General features: G+C 69.6%; 16 protein-coding genes and 1 pseudogene. 6 read left to right on the forward strand and 11 right to left on the reverse strand.

The features are described 5' to 3' along the window. Window positions 1-42: 42 nt before the first annotated feature. The 3 genes from LXN57_RS43255 to LXN57_RS43265 all read right to left on the reverse strand — a co-directional run bounded on the left by LXN57_RS43255 (window position 43) and on the right by LXN57_RS43265 (window position 3,935). On the reverse strand, window positions 43-417 hold the full coding sequence (locus LXN57_RS43255) for a hypothetical protein (RefSeq protein WP_251804126.1): 375 nt from the start codon (window positions 415-417) through the stop codon (window positions 43-45). 213 nt (window positions 418-630) lie between these two features. Beyond that, complete coding sequence (locus LXN57_RS43260; RefSeq protein ID WP_251804127.1) at window positions 631-2,079, reverse strand: HAD-IB family hydrolase; 1,449 nt, start codon at window positions 2,077-2,079, stop codon at window positions 631-633. Continuing rightward, window positions 2,076-3,935, reverse strand: a complete 1,860-nt coding sequence (locus tag LXN57_RS43265) for a lysophospholipid acyltransferase (RefSeq protein WP_251804128.1) — start codon at window positions 3,933-3,935, stop codon at window positions 2,076-2,078. Before LXN57_RS43265 ends, LXN57_RS43260 begins: the two co-directional genes overlap by 4 nt. A 228-nt stretch (window positions 3,936-4,163) precedes the next feature. Between LXN57_RS43265 and LXN57_RS43270 the strand changes: the two genes are divergently transcribed. Next, window positions 4,164-4,364, forward strand: coding sequence for a hypothetical protein (locus tag LXN57_RS43270; RefSeq protein WP_251804129.1), 201 nt, complete (start codon window positions 4,164-4,166; stop codon window positions 4,362-4,364). A gap of 48 nt (window positions 4,365-4,412) precedes the next feature. Here LXN57_RS43270 and LXN57_RS43275 read toward each other — a convergent pair whose 3' ends face one another. The 3 genes from LXN57_RS43275 to LXN57_RS43285 form a co-directional block, all read right to left on the reverse strand. Then, on the reverse strand, window positions 4,413-5,447 hold the full coding sequence (locus LXN57_RS43275) for an Acg family FMN-binding oxidoreductase (protein ID WP_251804130.1): 1,035 nt from the start codon (window positions 5,445-5,447) through the stop codon (window positions 4,413-4,415). Window positions 5,448-5,633: 186 nt separating this feature from the next. Continuing rightward, window positions 5,634-6,119, reverse strand: coding sequence for a Crp/Fnr family transcriptional regulator (locus LXN57_RS43280; protein ID WP_251804131.1), 486 nt, complete (start codon window positions 6,117-6,119; stop codon window positions 5,634-5,636). A gap of 182 nt (window positions 6,120-6,301) precedes the next feature. After that, window positions 6,302-7,285, reverse strand: coding sequence for an ATP-binding cassette domain-containing protein (locus LXN57_RS43285; RefSeq protein WP_438872978.1), 984 nt, complete (start codon window positions 7,283-7,285; stop codon window positions 6,302-6,304). Between the two features lie 146 nt (window positions 7,286-7,431). Here LXN57_RS43285 and LXN57_RS43290 point away from each other — a divergent pair, with 146 nt between their 5' ends. Beyond that, the gene (locus LXN57_RS43290) at window positions 7,432-8,298 is read left to right on the forward strand and encodes a universal stress protein (RefSeq protein WP_251804132.1); all 867 of its coding nucleotides are present in this window, start codon (window positions 7,432-7,434) and stop codon (window positions 8,296-8,298) included. 22 nt (window positions 8,299-8,320) lie between these two features. Here LXN57_RS43290 and LXN57_RS43295 read toward each other — a convergent pair whose 3' ends face one another. The 4 genes from LXN57_RS43295 to LXN57_RS43310 form a co-directional block, all read right to left on the reverse strand. After that, window positions 8,321-8,788, reverse strand: coding sequence for an FMN-binding protein (locus LXN57_RS43295; RefSeq protein ID WP_251804133.1), 468 nt, complete (start codon window positions 8,786-8,788; stop codon window positions 8,321-8,323). A 17-nt stretch (window positions 8,789-8,805) separates the two neighbouring features. Then, on the reverse strand, window positions 8,806-10,230 hold the full coding sequence (locus tag LXN57_RS43300; RefSeq protein WP_251804134.1) for a ferredoxin reductase family protein: 1,425 nt from the start codon (window positions 10,228-10,230) through the stop codon (window positions 8,806-8,808). A gap of 83 nt (window positions 10,231-10,313) precedes the next feature. Beyond that, window positions 10,314-11,537, reverse strand: a complete 1,224-nt coding sequence (locus tag LXN57_RS43305; protein ID WP_251804135.1) for a sensor histidine kinase — start codon at window positions 11,535-11,537, stop codon at window positions 10,314-10,316. Next, complete coding sequence (locus LXN57_RS43310; RefSeq protein WP_251804136.1) at window positions 11,534-12,220, reverse strand: response regulator transcription factor; 687 nt, start codon at window positions 12,218-12,220, stop codon at window positions 11,534-11,536. Before LXN57_RS43310 ends, LXN57_RS43305 begins: the two co-directional genes overlap by 4 nt. Before the next feature lie 84 nt (window positions 12,221-12,304). Between LXN57_RS43310 and LXN57_RS43315 the strand changes: the two genes are divergently transcribed. From LXN57_RS43315 to LXN57_RS48470, 4 genes and pseudogenes are all read left to right on the forward strand, one after another. Continuing rightward, window positions 12,305-12,823: a DUF2231 domain-containing protein gene (locus LXN57_RS43315; RefSeq protein WP_251804137.1), complete on the forward strand. Its 519-nt coding sequence runs from the start codon at window positions 12,305-12,307 to the stop codon at window positions 12,821-12,823. After that, complete coding sequence (locus LXN57_RS43320) at window positions 12,820-13,470, forward strand: DedA family protein (protein ID WP_251804138.1); 651 nt, start codon at window positions 12,820-12,822, stop codon at window positions 13,468-13,470. Before LXN57_RS43315 ends, LXN57_RS43320 begins: the two co-directional genes overlap by 4 nt. 66 nt (window positions 13,471-13,536) lie before the next feature. Further along, a complete protein-coding gene (gene eno / locus LXN57_RS43325) occupies window positions 13,537-14,796 on the forward strand; it encodes a phosphopyruvate hydratase (protein WP_251804139.1) in 1,260 nt (419 codons plus the stop codon). A gap of 71 nt (window positions 14,797-14,867) precedes the next feature. Further along, window positions 14,868-15,995, forward strand: a pseudogene (locus LXN57_RS48470) (MFS transporter); the annotation flags it as partial. 377 nt (window positions 15,996-16,372) lie between these two features. Here the strand turns inward: LXN57_RS48470 and LXN57_RS43330 are convergent. Further along, window positions 16,373-17,368: an Acg family FMN-binding oxidoreductase gene (locus LXN57_RS43330; RefSeq protein ID WP_438872979.1), complete on the reverse strand. Its 996-nt coding sequence runs from the start codon at window positions 17,366-17,368 to the stop codon at window positions 16,373-16,375. Window positions 17,369-17,483 lie beyond the last annotated feature (115 nt).

A 17,483-nucleotide genomic window follows, 5' to 3' on the forward strand; every position in this document is an offset into this window, starting at 1 on the left:
CGACCAGACAGTCCGGGTCGGGTACGACCGTGGCGTCCATGGTCAGACCCAGCCCAACAAGTACGACTCCTGGACCGTGACACCGGCCCAACGGGTGGCTGACACGATGGTGGCCGAGAACGACACGCGCAGGTCGGCGGGCGTCAACATCTTGCTCGCCGCGCCGATGACTGTTGCCGGCAGACGATTCAACAGCGGCGTGAGCGAGGAGAGGCCGTGCTGGGTCTGCTCCACATGCGACGTCAGCAAGAGACCGTGGAGGACGGCGACGCGTTCCCGCGGATCAGTCACTCCGGCCGGGCCGGCGAAGACAGCTCCTGTGAGACTGCCGTCCCCGGGCACGACGACCGACAGCTCGCCGAGTTCGATTCCGTGCCGGTGGTGGTAACGCCGCATTCCGCCGAGCAGCGCCGCCACGATCACTGCCTCGAAGGAGCTGCCAGTTGCCCGGGAACTTCGATTTCGTGTTCACCACGCCTCCCCGAAGACTTCGTGGCCGGGCGGCACCCTTGCTCGTGTGGACCCGGGTCGCGTAGCCACAGAACCGTGCGGTGCGGCGGGCCGCGATCGACGCCACGGTGGTGCCCCAAGTGCCGCCTCCGAGCACAGCCACGGTGGGCGTACGGGCGATCATCTCGCATCCACGCGTGCGGGCCACTGGTCCAGGGTGTCTACGAATTTTTGCCGTATCTCAGCGCTGCGCGTTTCGATCTGGTCGGCCGCCCAACCGGTGGTGGGAATCGGGTCGAGGACGGCGACCTGGACCGTGCCCGGGTTGATCAGCAACGATCGGCGCCAGGCCAGCTCTCCGGTATTGCGCAGCACGACGGGCACGAGTGGAACTCCAGCCTGCTGGGCGACGTGGAACGCGCCCTTCTTGAATCGTCCGACGCGGGGCGTCGGCATGCGGGTGCCCTCGGGCAGGATGAGGATCGAGATGCCGTCGCGGAGCCGCTGGACGACCTGGTCCAGGCTCGCCTTCGCCCGCGTCACATCGGATCGGTCGATCCACACCGGGTCCAGTGCGGCGCCGATGATGACCATTCGCGGATCGAGACGTGCCTCTTTCTTGGCCACGGCGGTGAAGTCGTGTCGCAGCAGCGCGGCCAGTACGAGCGCGTCGAGTGTGCTCTGGTGGTTGGCGATGAACACGGCCGGGCGGGCGCTGTGGAGATTGTGCTCTCCCACCACGTCGAGGCGTACACCGGCGAAGGCCAGCCCGAGATCGGCTGCGAGCGCGGTCCCGGTGTTGACGCCCAGCCGATGATCGCCGGTCAGCCACCCTAACGCCGCGCCGGTTGTCACTCCGGTGTTCGCGCCGAGCAGGGCGCCTACAGTGCCCAGGTAGGAGCGCAGTCCCGGTGATCTGGGCTCGCGCAGCGTCAGCACCGGCCACCCGAAGTCCAAGGCCGCGCGGCGCAGGGCCGGGTGCGGGTTGAGCGCGTACGGCCGCCCCACCGCGGCCAACAAGGCGACGTCTTCCGGGCCGTTGGCATAGCCGTAGCTGCGCCGCAGATCGACCCCGTTGGCTTGAGCAAAAGCGCGCACCGCGGCGGCTTTGGGCTCGCCCCACAGCATGCCGGTGGTGCTCCGGCCGGTCAGGACGCCACCCACTTCCTCGAGCTCCGTGCAGACGATGTGCGGGATCCCCAGGTCGCGGGCCACCGGGGCGACCTGCATGCGGGTCGCCGACGAGGCGATCACGAGGGTGTGGCCCCGTTGCTGGTGGGCGCGCACAAGGTCACGGGCCTCCGGCCGCAGGGTGCCCGCGATCCGGTTCGCGAACAGCCGATCGCCCATCTCGGCCACCGCGTTCGCTCTGCGTCCGTTCAGGGCCGCGAAACCCATCCGCCCTACCGTCTGCGGATCGCCACCCAGCAAAGTGCTGTCCACTGCCGCGGCCATGATGCGGGCGAGTTCCAAGGGGCCGACCTCGCCCCGGAGGATCTGGTCGCGACAGATGCTGCCGGCGGTGTACCCGTGCACCAGGGTGCCGTCGAGGTCGAAGAAGGCGGCGATCTCGGGTCCGGTTGCTCCGGTGCGGACTCCGGTGATGGCGTCGGCCACAGTGATGTTCATGTCCGCTCCCCGGGGTGCAACCGGGCGATGACGTGGACTCGGCGTACCGTCTCGCGTACCTGATCACGAAAGTCGTCGCGCCGTTGGGCGGCTTCGTGGCCGGGTTCGAGAAGGCCCCGATGTTCGGCCAGCCGCAAGGCGGGCCGGAACAACTCCAGCGACACGGATTCTTCGTTGGCCAGGCGTTTCTGCAACGCCCATTGCCGGCCCAGCCGCAGGCACTGGTTCAGGAAGCCGGATTGGTCGAACGGCTCGAAGTCGTGCCAGGCCGTCAACTGTTCGGCCACCACCAGATAGGCATCCAGGAAGGGGCGGAGGACCAGGTGGGCGACCAGCAGGTCGCTTTCCCGCAGCCACCGCCACGCCTCGGCCGGACCGAATGCGCGCAGCTCGCCGTTCAGCCGCGGGTCGACGGTCGCAAGCTCGGCAGCCATCGCGGCGGCCAGCTCGGCGCGCGGCGGGAAGAAGAAGTCGAACTTCAGCAGGTCACGCAGTCGCAAGGTCTCGCGCTGGGCGGTCGCGAGCCCGTCCTCGCCGTCTTCTGCCGCGGCCACCAGGCTGAGTTCGCCGACGGCCCGGTCGATCAGCAGGTGCACGGTGGTGTTGCGATAGAACGCAGCGACCAGGTGCTGGCCGGAAGCGACCGACCAGACTCTGTGGGTGCTGCCGTCGAAACCGGCGAGAACTCCGGAACGGACCAGGCCGTCGAGCGTGTGGCGGATGGTCGCCGGGTCCGTGAGATCAGCAGCGCCGGCGACCGAGTGCCCCCGCCGAGCGAGATAGCGGGCCAGCGGGGCTACCGTCTGCAACACCTCTTCCAGCGTCACCGCGCGGTCGGCGGCCAGCAGTGCCGTGCAGACGACCGCCGTGGTGGTCACCGGCGTGGCGTGGTTGATGCGGCGGCAGGTCTCGATCGCGATGCGCTCGACCGCGCGCGGCGCGGCCGGGGCGTCCGCGCGGAGCTCGGCGAGCCGCTCACGCAGCGGTAAGGCCTCCCCGAACTGCACATACGCCCGGCCGAACTGCTCGCGCTGAGCCCGTCCGAAGGACCACAGCCATCGCAGGTCCTCCGGGCGCTTAGCTGCCCCGTGTGCCTCGGTCGTGACCAGCGACACCTCGTGCAACTGCTCGTACACGATCGATACCGGCACAATCACCGCGTCCGTCGCGGCCGCCATGTCGAGCGCGTCGACCACGTACCGCAGCAGCCCGTACGCGGGATGGCGGAGTTTTCCGGTCCTGGTCCGGCCACCCTCGATGGACCAGCAGAGATTGCGCCGATCCTTGATCATCTGGGCGACGTACCAGCGCAGCGCGCACCGGTACACCGGATTGTCTGTGGTGGAGCGCCTGACGTAGACGAAACCCGAGTGCCGTAGCAGGCGGTTGAACGGGAAGACGTCGAGATTCGCGCCGGCCAGCACGAATGGCGCGGCCACGCCGTTGCGGGAGATCGCCGCGGGTACCGTGATGCCGTCGAGGTAGGAGCGGTGCGAGAACGGGAACAGCAGCGCGTGCTTGCGGTCCAGGGACCGCAGCCGGCGCAGATCCTCAGGGTTGATGACCAGCTCGTGGGCCCGGCTCAGCCAGTGACTGAACCGGGCCCAGTCGCGGGTCGCGCGTCTGGTGTGCTTGGCGCCCATCTCGCGCAGGTATCCGGCGGCCTCGGCGCGGACCTGCCGCGGCTCGTGGCCCAGCGAATCGGCCAGATCTACCAGAGCCGCCGCGAATGCGTCGCCGGACAGCAAGGCTGCGACCTCCGGCGGATCGGCCGGCAGCGGCCGGGCCTGCGGATCAGCCGACCCGGCTCGATAGACCCGACGGGTCAGGCCGCGCCCGGCCTTCGAACGGATCATGGGTCCTCCGTCGGCGCTCGGTATCATCAGTGCCTCGCAGGTGTGTCCGATGGCGGTGTATCGCACGTTCAGCGTCGTCTTTCGTGCCGCCCGTGGTCAGGGGCCATCGGTCGCCGGTGGGAGGCCTTAGGGCAGGTACTAGGACTCTGTCGGCCAGGCGATCGCCGGGATCACGCTGGAGGCGTCCAGGTTCGGACAGCGCCGCACGATCGGGAAGGGAGCTTCGCCATGGGAGACACGATGCAGCGCCAGCGGGTGATCCGTAGCGCCGGCGGTGGGGACGCGGTATACGGGCTCGGCTTGATCGGCGCCCTGGCTTACTACATCAGCCAGGCCAGCGGTTTCGCGGAGGGTGTGATCGGCATGTTGAAGGCGTTCGTCTGGCCCGCCTTCATGGTCTACGACCTGTTCCGGTTCATCTCCGGCTGACGGCAGTCGAGCAGGCGGCGATCGTGAGCTGACGGTGGGACCGAACACCTACCGGGCCGCGGCTCGGGCCCGGCGTGTTCCCCGGGCAGCCCGGGGCTGAGCCTCCGCCGGTGCTCTACGCGTGGTGAGGACCTCGGCGAGCGGGCGTCGGGGAGTGCCCGCCCGAGCGGCGCCGTAGCCGACCCTGAGCACCATTTGCACCGACAGACCTCCGGCCGCGTTCGACAGAACGTTGCGTACCGCCGGAACCTCCACCAGTTGACTGATGGGCATGGCGGCTAGTTGCTGGCAGGTGGCGCTGAGCAACACCCGCTGCAGTGCCTGCCCGGCGCGCACCCAATCCGCCGGCCGGTCGCCGGCCGTGGCCAGTGCCAGGATTGTGGGCTGCGGCTCGAACGTCTCGACTGGGCGCGGCGCTACGGAGGCCTCGGCGAAGTCCCGCAAAGGCATGGTCCCACGGACGTCGGCGACACCGGTAGCCCACGGGGGAACACCGTCACGATCCTGCCCAGTCGCGGTCCAGCGCGCCAGTTCCGTCCCGTAGCCGGGACGCGCACGAAGCCAACGGTCGGCCGATCGAGCCAGCCCGAGTATCGCAGCGCGGGCCGGCGGGGCCGCGACGGTGAGCACAGCCCTCTCGCGCTGTGCGGCATCCCGGAGGCTGTTCAGGACGGCCTCCGGGACCGGAGCAGCGGTGAACGCCCACCTGTTCGTGTGGCGGTGGGGGATGGCGGCCGCGAGAGCCTGCGCAGAGGAGCTGACCGGCGCGCGGCCCTTGACGGTCAGCCGAGCCACCAGGTCGGGCTCGTCCGGCGACGGGAACAGCCGCGTTCGGGACGCGAAGCCGGCTCTGGACACGGCCAGGCGAAGAGTGAAAAGCGCTGCGCCCACACTGATCAGCTGCTCGCGACCGGCCGGATCCAGCACCAGCAGTCGACGATCGGGGTCCGCGTACACCTCGACGGTGTTGCCGATGATCACGAACCGCCACGGCTGGCTGTTGTGCAATGACGGCGCCGAAGTGGCCGAGCGCACGCATTCCGCCAGCACCTTGTCCGACGGCACGAGCACAAGAGAACCCATAGCTCCTCCAGCTGACTGTTCTGGCTACGCCACCAGGGGCGTCGGTATCAGCACATCGCGGCGAAGATCCGCCGGCCAGGGCCATTGGCCCTTGGCCCGGCGACGACCGGCCCGAGAGCTCGCTGAGGGTCATGCCGTTCAGGTGCGCGCCGGACATCCGCAGCCGGCCAGGACCGGCGGTCACGATCAGCCGAGCCGATCGGCCGAATCGAGGCCGCGCACGTCGGCGACTCGCTGGTGCGCGGCGTGCAACTGATCAGCGGCGATCGCGAGCAGGCGGTCGGTGAGCTCGAAGCCGAGCGCAGGCTCCTCAGCGATCAGGTTGCGAAGCCCACCGGCCCGCAACTCGACCGCATGGCACTCCTCGACTATGAACGCGCCGATGGTCGACCGGTACGGGGGGATCAGGCTGGACCAGCCGAGCACACCGTCGCCGCCGGTGAGGGTTATCGGCACGTCGCCGTGGCCGGGCAGGTGGAAGTCGAGCATCACGACGCCCGACCACGGCAGCCACAGGTGGTCGAGCGGGGTGCCCTCGCGCATCAGCCGCGTCGACTCCGGCCAGGTGACGGACGTGCCGAGCGCGGCCAGCCGGCGGATCCAACGACCTGGCAGGTCGGCCACCAGCGGATGCAGGGCAAGGTGGTCGAACACCGTCAACGGTGAGGCCATCGCCGCCTCCCTCCCTCATGCTGTGCCGAACCGGGCGCGTCCTTCCGTCAATGTTGTCGGGCCTGGGCGGCTTCGACAGGGCCGGAAGACCGGACTGCCACCCCAGTAGGGCCTTCCGGTCACTGTTGGCGCAGCATCGCGAAGGGCAAGCCGAGTTGGCCGAGAGGACGGAGCAACCTCCGTCATAGCCTTGCCTCGGTTCCGGCTTCTCCACTGGTCATGTAACTCACGACGCGCCGCCGGTCGAATTCGATGAGGGGCGCCTGGACCGCCAGGCGCCCCAGATGCAGGATCGCGATGCGGTCGGCGATCGCGAACACCTCGTTCAGATTGTGCGAGATGACCAGCACCGCGAGCCCGTGCGCGCGCAGCGATCGGATCAGGTCCTGCACCATCGCGGTCTGGGTAACGCCCAGCGCCGCGGTCGGCTCGTCCAGGATGACCAGTTTGGAATGCCACATGACCGCCCTGGCCACGGCCACCGACTGGCGCTGGCCACCGGAGAGCGATGCGGCGCGCTGCCGTACTGATCGGACGGTGGTGACACCCAGCTCCCGCAACGTAGCCGTGGCGGCCTGCTCCATCTCGGCCTCGTCGAGCAGCCAGTGACGCAACCGTTCCCGACCCAGGAACATGTTTTGCACGATGTCCAGATTGTCGGCCAGCGCCAGATCTTGGTAGACGGTCTCGATGCCCAGCGCCGAGGCCTCCCGGGGACTGCGGATATGGACCTCTCGGCCCTGCCACCGGATCTGGCCGCGATCCGGTTGATGGATGCCGGCCACACACTTGATCAGAACCGACTTACCGGCGCCGTTGTCGCCGCACAAGGCAGTCACTTGTGCGGCAGGGACGTCGAGATCCACACCGCCCAGCGCCTGAACGGCTCCGAAGCTCTTGCGGATGTCACGCAGCCGCAGCAGCGGCTCGGTCGTTTCCATCGGAGGATCCCCTGTCGACGTCGATTCGTGCAGTCTCTGGATGGATCCGCGTAGAACATGCGCACAAGGGACCATCAGCCCGGCCGGGCGGGGCGAGCAGCCCGGCCGAATCAGGGGAATGACCGTCGCGTGTTGTCGCGATACGCCGGGCGCAGGACATGCCGTCGAGTGGAACGCGAGATCATCGACCTCGTGCACGACTTCCACGTCGATCTGATGCGACATGCGATTCTCCTCCCGTCCCAGGCAGCCTCGGTCGGGCCGCACAACGCGAACAGGGCCAGGTCGCCCCCGCGTGGGGGCCGACCGGCGCTGGTCGCGCGGGCCACCGGGTCGCAGGCTGAACCGGATCGCAACAGGAGGTCCCGGCCATGTCAGCTTCACAGATTGTCGTCGGCTACGACGGGTCGCGCGATGCCCGAGAGGCGCTTCGGTGGGCGTTCGCCGAGGCGGCACGTACGGGCGCGGACGTGGACATCGTCTACGTGTGGCGGTGGCCGGAGTACCTGCCGGCCAGTTCCCTGGTCCCCGGCGTACCGGTGTGGCCCGACATGACGGCCGAGAAGGAGCTGGAAGTCATGCTGGCCGACGTTGCGGACGGGGCCCGAGCGCAATTCCCGGGCGTAACCGCTCGTACGGTGATCGCCCACGGATCGCCGGCGTCGGTCCTGCGCGATCTTTCCTCCGGTGCGAGCCTGGTCGTCGTCGGCGGACGGAGTCACGGCCTGCTTCAGGACTTCTGGCTCGGGTCGGTGGCCGGGGCGCTGGCCGCACATGCCTCGAGCTCGGTCGTCGTGGTGCGTGACGGCGGGGACAAGCCGGCAGGGGCGCCCATCGTGCTGGGACTCGACGAGTCCGGTCACTCGGATCGAGCCGCAGAGTTCGCATTCGAGCAGGCGGCCGCGCAGAACGTCCCCTTGCGGGTGGTGCGGGCGTGGATGCCACCACCAGATCCGTGGCTCGGTTCTTCATTCATCGACCGCGAGGAGGTGTCGACGGCCGAACTGGCCGCAGTCCGTGAGCAGGTGGGCGTATGGCAGCGGAAATACCCCTCCGTGGAGCTGCGCATCGAGGCGATTGTCGGTCATCCGTACCGGGTTGTCGCCGAGGCCGCGGAGCAGGCCCGGATGGTCGTGCTCGGCGCGCGGGGCAAGGGTGGCTTCTCCGCCCTGCGGCTCGGCTCGGTTTCTCGTTATGTGCTGCACCACGTGTCTGTCACCACCGCGATCGTCCGATGACCAGTGCCGCCGGAAGCGGGTGTCAGGACAGGTGGGCGGCGTCGAGGGCCGATTGCAGCGATTGCCGGTAGCCGTCGCTGGTCACTGTGGCACCCGAGACGGCATCGATGTCCGCGTTCTGCGCTGTCAGCGTCTCCTGGCGCAGGACGGGCAACGCGTGGGCGTTGATCTCCTGGTCCCGGTGGTTCGCGGAGGGATAGAGGGGCACCTGAACGTCGGTGATCGTGCCGTCGGTCACCGTGATGGCGACCTGCACGTCGCCCCAGCGGGTGGAGGTCACCGCGCCGGTGTAGGTCTTGCTGCCGGTCGTTCCGTTCGTCGAGCTGCTGCTGGACGGTGCCGGCCTGGTCGGGGAAGGCGTCGTCGCCGGGCCCGTGGCTGCCGGTGGCGAGGCGGCGGCCGTCCCGGTGGCGCCCGTGCTGGTGCGGTAGCTGAACAGCAGCACCAGGGCGGCGACCGTGGAGAAGAGCCAGAGGGTGATGCGTCGCATGGTCGGGCGTCCTTTCGTCACCAGGAGAACTGTTCGGTGTGCACCCGGTCGGCGGGGGTTCCGGCGGCGTGGACCGCGGAGCGGGCGGCGTCGGTCCACGCATCCGGACCACAGATGTACACGTGAGCGTGGGCGACGTGCGGGGCGATCTGGCGCAGCGCGTCGTCGTCGGCGTGATCGGCGTACTGCGCGGGCAGCCAGGACGGCCGGTCGGCGCGGCCGCCGAGCAGCAACATCAGACGCACGCCCCGGTTGGTGGCGAACCACTGGAGCTCGTTGCGGAACGCGACGTCGGCGTCGTCGCGGGCCCGGTAGACCAGGGTGGCCTCGCCCGGCTGGTAGGGCAGCTCGCCGAGCAGCGCCAGCAGCGGTGTGACACCGATGCCGCAGGCGAGAAGGACCACGGGACCGCCGGTGTAGCTGTCACCGGTGAGCTTGCCGTACGGACCTTCGATCATCGTCCTTGTGCCGGGCCGCATCGCCGCGACACGGGCGCTGCCGTCGCCCAGATTCTTCACGGTGATCCGCAGCAGGTGCCCGTGCGGCGTCGCCGACAGCGAGTACGGGTGCGCCCGCGACCAGCCCGGCCCGTCGAGGAATCGCCACTGGAAGAACTGTCCCGCCCGCACCGGCAGCCGGTCGAGGCGCCGGCCGGTCAGGTAGACCGAGGTCAGCCCGGGGCCTTCCGGCACCACGTGGCTGACGACCAGGCGGTGCCGCCAGCTGCGCCAGGCGGGCAAGCCGATCCGGCAGGTGAGCACGGCACCGGCCGCGAGGGCGTACAGAGTCCACCAGTAGACCGTCGAGGCGGTGGAGCCGATGAAGTCGGTGCCGGTCCACAGCTGATGCGGCAGCGCCAGGCCTACACCGAGATAGGCGTACAGATGAAGCAGATGCCACGACTCGTAGCGCAGTCGCCGCCGTGCTGCGCGGATCGAAGTCACCACCACCAGGATCAGCGCAGCCGTGCCGGCAGCGGCCAGCAGCATGCCGGGGTAGGACCAGATCATGTCCCAGAGCTCGGCGAACACGTTGGCGTGCTCGGCGCCCGCGTAGCCGAAGGCGATCAGGACGATGTGCGCGACCAGGAGCCAGAACGACGTGAAACCAGTCCAGCGATGCCAGCGGGCCAGCCTGTCCTGCCCGAAGGCGCGCTCCACGAGTGGGATCCGCGCGAGCAGCAGCACCTGAAACAGCAGTAGATCTGATGCCCAGAGCCCGGCGAGACGGCCGGCCGCGGATACGGCGGACGCACCACCTTCTGCGATCTGCTGCACCCCGCCGTTGCTGACCCACAGGGCGGTCACCACAAGCAGAGTGAGCCCGGCCAGGACTCCTCCGGCGTCACTCCACCGGACAGAGGCCGTGCGGCGCTGCCCGCTGCCCGGAGCCGAAGAGGGGGCCGGGAGCTGGGCCGGGAGCGGGCCCGTGGTCACCGTCATGCGGTCACGATCGGCCGACTTGCTGAGAATTCGCGGTCCGGCGCCTGTGAGCGGGCTATGACCTGCCCGTGATCTGCGGTCGTTCACGACCCGGCACCCGGCAGCCTCACCGTGAAGGCCGCACCTTGACCGGGCTTGCCGGCGGCCTCGATGGTCCCACCGTGCCCGGTGATCACTTCGCGGGCCAGCGCCAGGCCGAGCCCGAATCGCCGATGATCGCCATGACCACGGGCGAATCGGTCGAAGAGACGTTCCGCGTCGACTGGATCGAAACCCGAGCCATCGTCACGCACGGTGAGCACCACGGTGCGGTCCTTCCTGTCCGAATGGAGCTGGAGCGTGACCCGTCCACCGGCTGGGGTGTGGCTCAGAGCGTTGTCGACCAGCGCGACGACCACCCGACGAAGCGCCGCCTCGCGACCCCGCACCAAGGAGGGCCCGTCCGGGTCGGGTTCGAAGAGAAGATCGACTTGCTGCTCCCCAGCCCTGGCAGCGAAGGCCGCCACGGTGCCGGCGGCGACTACGCCGAGATCGACCTCGGCCGCCGCGGCGGTGCCACGCTCCAGATGGGTCGACAGCAGCAGATCCTCGATCACGTCGCCGAGCTGCCGGGTACCGGCCAGGAGCAGCTCGATGTCCGCCGCCGTCCGTTCCGGAGCCGCTCCGTCCCGGAAATCCTGCTGAAGAAGCTGAGCCCGGGTGTGCAGCTGAGTGACGGGGGTGCGCAGTTCGTGGCTGGCATCGGCGACGAACCGGCGCTGCCGGGTCAAGGCCTCGCCCAGCGGCGCGGTGGCACGGCGAGCCAGCAGGATTCCGGCGACCGCGGCGGCCGCGAGGCCGACCAGGCCCGCGAGGGCGAGCGCGGCCAGCAGCCGGTGCCGCTCAGCTTCCTGACCGGCCAGGCTGCCGACCACCTGAACCGTATCGGTTCCTCGGGACTGGGTGACCACCGAGTAGTCGGTGCCGCCGACGTCCACCGCGGCTGTCTCGGCCGCCCCACCGGCTCGCACCCGGTCGAGCGCGCCCCGATCGGGAAAGCCCGCAGGCGCGTCCGCGGTCGACGAGAGTCGGCCGTTCGCATCCAGGAAGTAGATCCACCTCCCGGCCGGAACATCGCTCACGTCCTGGACGGTCGCCGCGGTCTGCCGCAAGGCACGCGTCAGATCCGTACGCTGGCCGCGCGCGACGCCGTAGGCCACTATCACGCCGAACAACAAGAGAATGAGCGCCACCGCGGCGACGTTCTGAACGGCCACGGTGCGGCGGGCCTGCCTCAGCAGTGCCGCGTCGGGGTCGGGCCTGCTCACAGCGTCCCCAGCCGGTAGCCGGCCCCGCGGACGGTGGACACCACTCCGGCACCCAGCTTGCGACGCAGGTAATGCACGTACGTGTCGACCAGATTCTCGGCGGCTGCATCGGGGAAGACCCGGGCCACGATCTCGGCGCGGTCGAACACGCGGGCCGGCGCCTCCGCGAGCATGCGGAGGAGGTCGGCCTCCCGGCCGGACAGAGTGACGCTGGCGCCGTCGGCGGTGCCGACCCGGCGAGTGATCAGGTCGAACTCCGCGTTCCCGATCGCCAGCGTGGAATCCGGTGAGCCGGGACGGCGCAGCAGGGCCCGGACACGGGCGAGCAGCTCGTCAACTTCGAACGGCTTGACAAGATAGTCCTCGGCGCCGCTGTCCAGCCCGGCGACGCGGTCCGCCACGGTGCCCAGCGCGGTCAGCACCAGCGCCGGCGTCCCCACCGAGCTGCGCCGCAGCCGCGCCAGAAGGTCGAGGCCCTCGATCGCAGGCAGGCCGCGATCGATCACCAGGACGTCGTACCGGCGAGTCAGGCCACGGTGAAGCCCGGCTTGCCCGTCGCGCGCGAGTTCGGCGGCATAGCCGGCTCCGCGGAACAGCCTGAGCAGCAGGTCGCCGAGCTCATGGTCGTCCTCGACGGCCAGGATCCGCGGGACGCCGTGGTGTCGTGTGTTGCTTGTGTCCACGTGTCAAGCCTGCCTCGTCCGGATGGGAGAACTCCAAGAAACTGTTCGTACGCTGGCCGAAAGACGCCTATCCGGAGGATTCGCATGTCTACCGTCAACGGGCTACCCGCGCACCTCTTGCTCGTGCACGCCGTCGTGGTTCTGCTGCCGCTGAGCGCGCTGCTGCTCATCGCCACCGTCGTCCGGCCGGCAGCCCGCCGCCGATTCGCGGGAGCGAATGTCGTACTGAGCCTTCTGGTTGTCGTTCTCGTTCCGCTGACCACGAGCGCGGGGGAGTGGCTGGAACAGCGTGTGCCAAGCAGCGACCTGGTGCATCGGCACGCCGAACTGGGGGACACGGCCATTCTCTACGCGTTGCCGATCGCGGTGCTGGCGCTGCTTGTCTGGTGGCGTGAGCGCGAGACGGCCGGCGAAGGGTCCGCACGCCGCACCTATCTGGCCCCCACGTCGTCGGCCGTGACGGGCGTCATCGCGGCCGTCGCGGTCGTCGTCGCGGCCGCGGGTGTCTACGGCACCTACCGCATCGGCGACTCCGGCGCCAGGGCGGCCTGGACCGGCACCTTCGACGTCACGGCGACCAGCCCCCGCGCCGAGCATCCATGACAGCGTTCGCCGATTCCGTCCTGCATCCGCAGTGGCTGATCTCCACGTTCGGCCTGATCGGCATCCTGGCGCTGGTGTTCGCCGAATCGGGCCTGCTGATCGGCTTCTTCCTGCCGGGTGACTCCCTGCTGTTCACCGCCGGCCTGCTGGTCGCCGAAGGCAGCCATCTGCACCAGCCGTTGTGGCTCGTCTGCCTGCTGGTCACGGCCGCGGCGGTGGCCGGCGACCAGACCGGATACGCGTTCGGCCGGAGAGTCGGACCGGCGTTGTTCCGGCGGCCGGACTCGCGACTGTTCAAGCAGGACAACCTCGTCCGGGCCCGCGGCTTCTTCGCGAGATACGGTGCCCGGTCGATCGTACTGGCCCGTTTCATACCGGTCGTGCGGACGTTCACCCCGATTGTGGCGGGATCGAGCCACGTGTCGTACCGCACTTTCGTCGTCTGGAACGTTGTCGGCGGCACGTCCTGGGGTTGCGGCGTGACAGCGCTCGGCTACTTCCTCGGGCAGGTCGCGTTCGTGCGCTCGAACATCGAGTTGATCCTGATCGGCGTCGTCCTCGTCTCGGTGGTGCCGGTCGTCGTGGGAGCGCTCCGTGGCAGGCGACGGTCCGCCGGGGCAGCGCGCCGTGGGACCTTCGGCCCCTGACTGCGTGGCCGTCCGGTGACACAGTCGAAGTGCCGCCATCACGAGGCAATCACCGAGGAGTCCGACATGACGCTGACGATCGCCGGCCTGAAGGCCGTGGAAGTGCTCGATTCGCGGGGCCGCCCCACCGTGGCCGTGACGTTGCGGCTGGCCGACGGCCGGACTGTGCGCGCCGGGGTGCCGTCCGGTGCGTCGACCGGTAGCCGTGAGGCGGTCGAACTGCGCGATGGCGACCCGCACCGCTACTCCGGCCAGGGCGTGCTGAAGGCCGTCGCCAACCTCAACGGCGAGATTCAGGACCTGCTCACCGGCCGGCACTTCACCGATCTCGCGGCAGTGGACCGGGCGATGATCGAGGCCGACGGGACTAACACCAAGGCGCGCCTGGGCGCCAACGCCGTCGTCGGTGTCTCCATGGCCGCCGCTCGGGCGTTCGCCCTGCTCGCAGACCTGCCGCTGTGGCGCTTCCTGACGCCGGCCGGCGCGACGCCACGCCTGCCGGTGCCGCACTTCAACGTCGTCAACGGCGGCATGCACGCCCCGAACCGCCTCGACTTCCAGGAATTCATGATCGCGCCGCTCGGGGCGCCCAGCCTCGCGGAGGCGGTCCGCGCCGGCGCTGAGGTCTACGCGGCGCTGCGCCGCCGCCTGAGCGACAAGGGCTTCGCCACTGGTCTGGGTGACGAGGGCGGCTTCGCACCCGAGATCGACACCCCCGAAGACGTTCTGAGCCTGCTGGTCGATGCCGTCTCGGACGCCGGCTACCGGATCGGCCAAGACGGCATCGCCATCGCGCTCGACCCGGCCGCCAGCGAGTTCTATCGTGAGGGCCACTACCATGTCGCAGCGGAGAAACTCACCAGCGACGACATGATCAGCCGGTACGAGGCCATGGTGGACCGGTATCCGGTGTGGAGCATCGAGGACGGTCTGGCCGAGGGTGACTGGGACGGCTGGATCAGGCTGACCGAGCGGCTCGGCCCGCGGACCCAACTGGTCGGCGACGACCTGCTGGTCACCAACCCCGGCATCGTCGCGGAGGCCATCGGCCGCAGGGCGGCGAACGCCGCGCTCATCAAAGTCAACCAGATCGGCACGGTGACCGAGACGCTCGAGGCCATGCGTCTGTGCCGGGAAGCCGGTTGGGCCCAGATGGTCTCGCACCGCTCGGGCGAGACCGAGGACACCTTCATCGCCGACCTCGCCGTGGCAACCGGCTGCGGGCAGTTGAAGACCGGCGCACCGGCTCGGGGCGAACGGGTGGCCAAATACAACCGGCTGATCGAGATCGAGGCCGCCGGGTCGCGTCCGTACGGGCTGCCCTGACAGGTGGGCCCCACCCGTGACGGTCCTTCGGCCCTGCCGCAACCGGCCATCCGCGTCGGATCGTGAAACCCATGAACACCGGGCAGCACTTGGGTTCCTCCGCGCTGGCAGAGGTGGTCCGGCTACGCCCGTTCCGGCGGTTGTGGCTCGTCTTCGGGCTATCGTCCCTGGGTGACTGGCTGGGACTGCTGGCGACCTCTTCGTTCGCCTCCGCGCAGCTGAGTTCGCCGGCCGGCCAGGGCGCCGCTTTCGGCGCGATCATCGCCGTTCAGCTGCTGCCGTCGCTCGTGCTCGGGCCGATCGGCGGCGTGCTGGCCGACCGGTTCGACCGGCGGCACACGATGGTGCTGGTCGACGTGGTGCGCTTCTTGCTGTTCGCCTCCATCCCGACTGCGGCGTTGCTGTCGCACAACCGTGTCCTCGTGATCGGTTGGATTGGCGTTGCCTCATTCACCGCTCAAGCCGTCGCGATGGTGTGGAACCCGGCCAAGGAAGCGGCCGTGCCGAACCTGATACCTCGCCACCGGCTCGAGACGGCGAACCAGTTGACCATCATCACCACCTACGGGATCACGCCGGTGCTGGCGGCTCTGGCTTTCGCCGGGGCGGCGAGGTTGCCGAGCCTGGGCCGCATCGATGCGGTCGCATTCGCGCTCTACTTCAACGCTTTGACGTTCCTCGCCTGCGCGGCGGTCGTCCACTTCGGCGTACGAGAGATCTCCGGCCGGCGTGCTGCCGTGCCGGCGCCCGCCGAGCCGGCCCTTGACGCGCTATGGACCGGGTGGCGCCACCTCACCGGGACTCCGTTGCTGCGAGGCCTGATCATCGGGCTGCTGGGCGCCTTCGCCGGTGCGGGCATCGTGGTGGGCGGGGCGCGCTTCTACAGCCGGTCGCTCGGCGGTGGTGACGCCGCCTTCGGTCTGCTGTTCGCCGGCTTGTTCATCGGCTTCGGGCTGGGTGTGCTCGCCGGGCCGAAACTGGCTGGACGCGTGCCCCGGCGCGTGGTGTTCGGCCTGTCCGTCCAGCTGGCCGGTCTCGCTGTGGTTCTGCTGTCCATCACCGCACGACTGGTGGTCGCCCTGGCCGAAGTGGCGATCGTCGGTTTCGGTGCGGGCCTGGCCTTCCTCTGTGGCGTCACGCTCATCGGTGGCGAGGTCGACGACGCGGTACGCGGAAGGGTTTTCGCCTTCGTCCAGACTGCCGCCAGGGCCATGCTGCTCGTCGCCGTGGCGGTGGCAAGCGCACTGGCCGGCGCCGCGTCGCCGCATCGCGTCGTGCTGGGACCCACATGGGTTTCGCTGGCCGACAGCCGGCTGCTGTATGCGATCGCTGGGTTCTCCGGCATCACGGTGGGTCTGGTTGCACTCCGGCAGATGGCCGGTGAGGACTTTCTGTCACTGGGCCGAGCGGCGTGGCGGCACTTGCGCGGCGCACCAAGCGGCGCCGGATCGACTCAACCGACAGGAGTAGGAGATGACACACCACCCCCTGTCCGATGTGCGGGATACCGACACCGTGGTGGGCGTAGACGGCTCGCGCTGGTGGAGTCCGCACGCCGGCCGCTGATCACTCACCCTTACCGGATGAGGACATCCGGCACGGCTCGGCGTGGCGAGCCCCGGCCGGGCACGCCATACCCGAGGCGTAGCGCCATCTGCGGGAGACCGGTTCGGTGCAACGAGCGGCGCAGCTGTTCGCGAGCGGAGGGCACCTCGATCGGCTGCGAGATCAATGAGGCCGCCAGTCCCGAGTCGGTCGCGGTCAGCAGTACCCGCTGCAGAGCCTGACCGGCGGTGATCTGGTCCATCGGCCGGTCGCCGGGCACGCCGAGGATGCCCACGAGGGGCTCGGGCTCATAGTCGCGGCCCGGTGCCCGTGGCCGGTCGCCGAAACCCCGCTGGGGAAGCAGATCATGCGGAGCCGGCACCGGACCACCGGCCTGGCGCGGTACACCGTCGGCGGCATCGCCCGCATGCGTCCACTCGGCCAGCTCGAACTGGTACGTGCTGTCGCGGCGCAGCACCCGATCGGCGCTGCCGGCGATCTCGGCGAAGCTTGCCAGCGCTGTCATGCCGACCAACAGTTCGAGCCAGGCGTGTTCGTCACGGGCAGCGCTCATCAGGCGGTGCCGGATCTCGGCGGGCACCGCCTCCGACCAGAACGGCGCCCGGTTGCTGTGCCGACGCGGAATTGCGGCGTACAACGCCTCCTCGGTGTAGGTCGGCGGGCGTCCGCGGCCCGGCGAGAGCCGGGCGATGATCTCCGGGTCCGGGTCCGGGCACAGTCGCACGTCGGCCGGACGCCCGCGCACGGCCAGGGCCAGCCGGGCGTTGTAGGTCGCGGCGCCGCAGGCCAGCCGGACCGCCCAACCCGATCGATCGGCGACGGCAAGCTGCCGACCGGGGTCGGCGAGGATCTCGACGGCGCCGTCACGGAGCCGGAATTGCCATGGTTGGCTGTTGTGCATCGAGGGGGCACGGATACCGGCGATTGCCGCCGCGCGGAGGTCCGCTTCGCCGTACGCCGACGGCGACGTCTGCTGTGCCGTGGGAATGTGATCGTCGGATGTCACGGCAGGAACCTCCGATCCGGGTCTCACCACCACCGTGTCGCCTTCCCCGGATGTTGTTCAGGGCCGGAGGTCCTGTCTGGTCCAGGATCGTCTTACCGGCCGGATTCCGGATTCG

The organism is Paractinoplanes hotanensis, assembly GCF_023717965.1.
GTDB classification, from domain to species: domain Bacteria; phylum Actinomycetota; class Actinomycetes; order Mycobacteriales; family Micromonosporaceae; genus Actinoplanes; species Actinoplanes polyasparticus.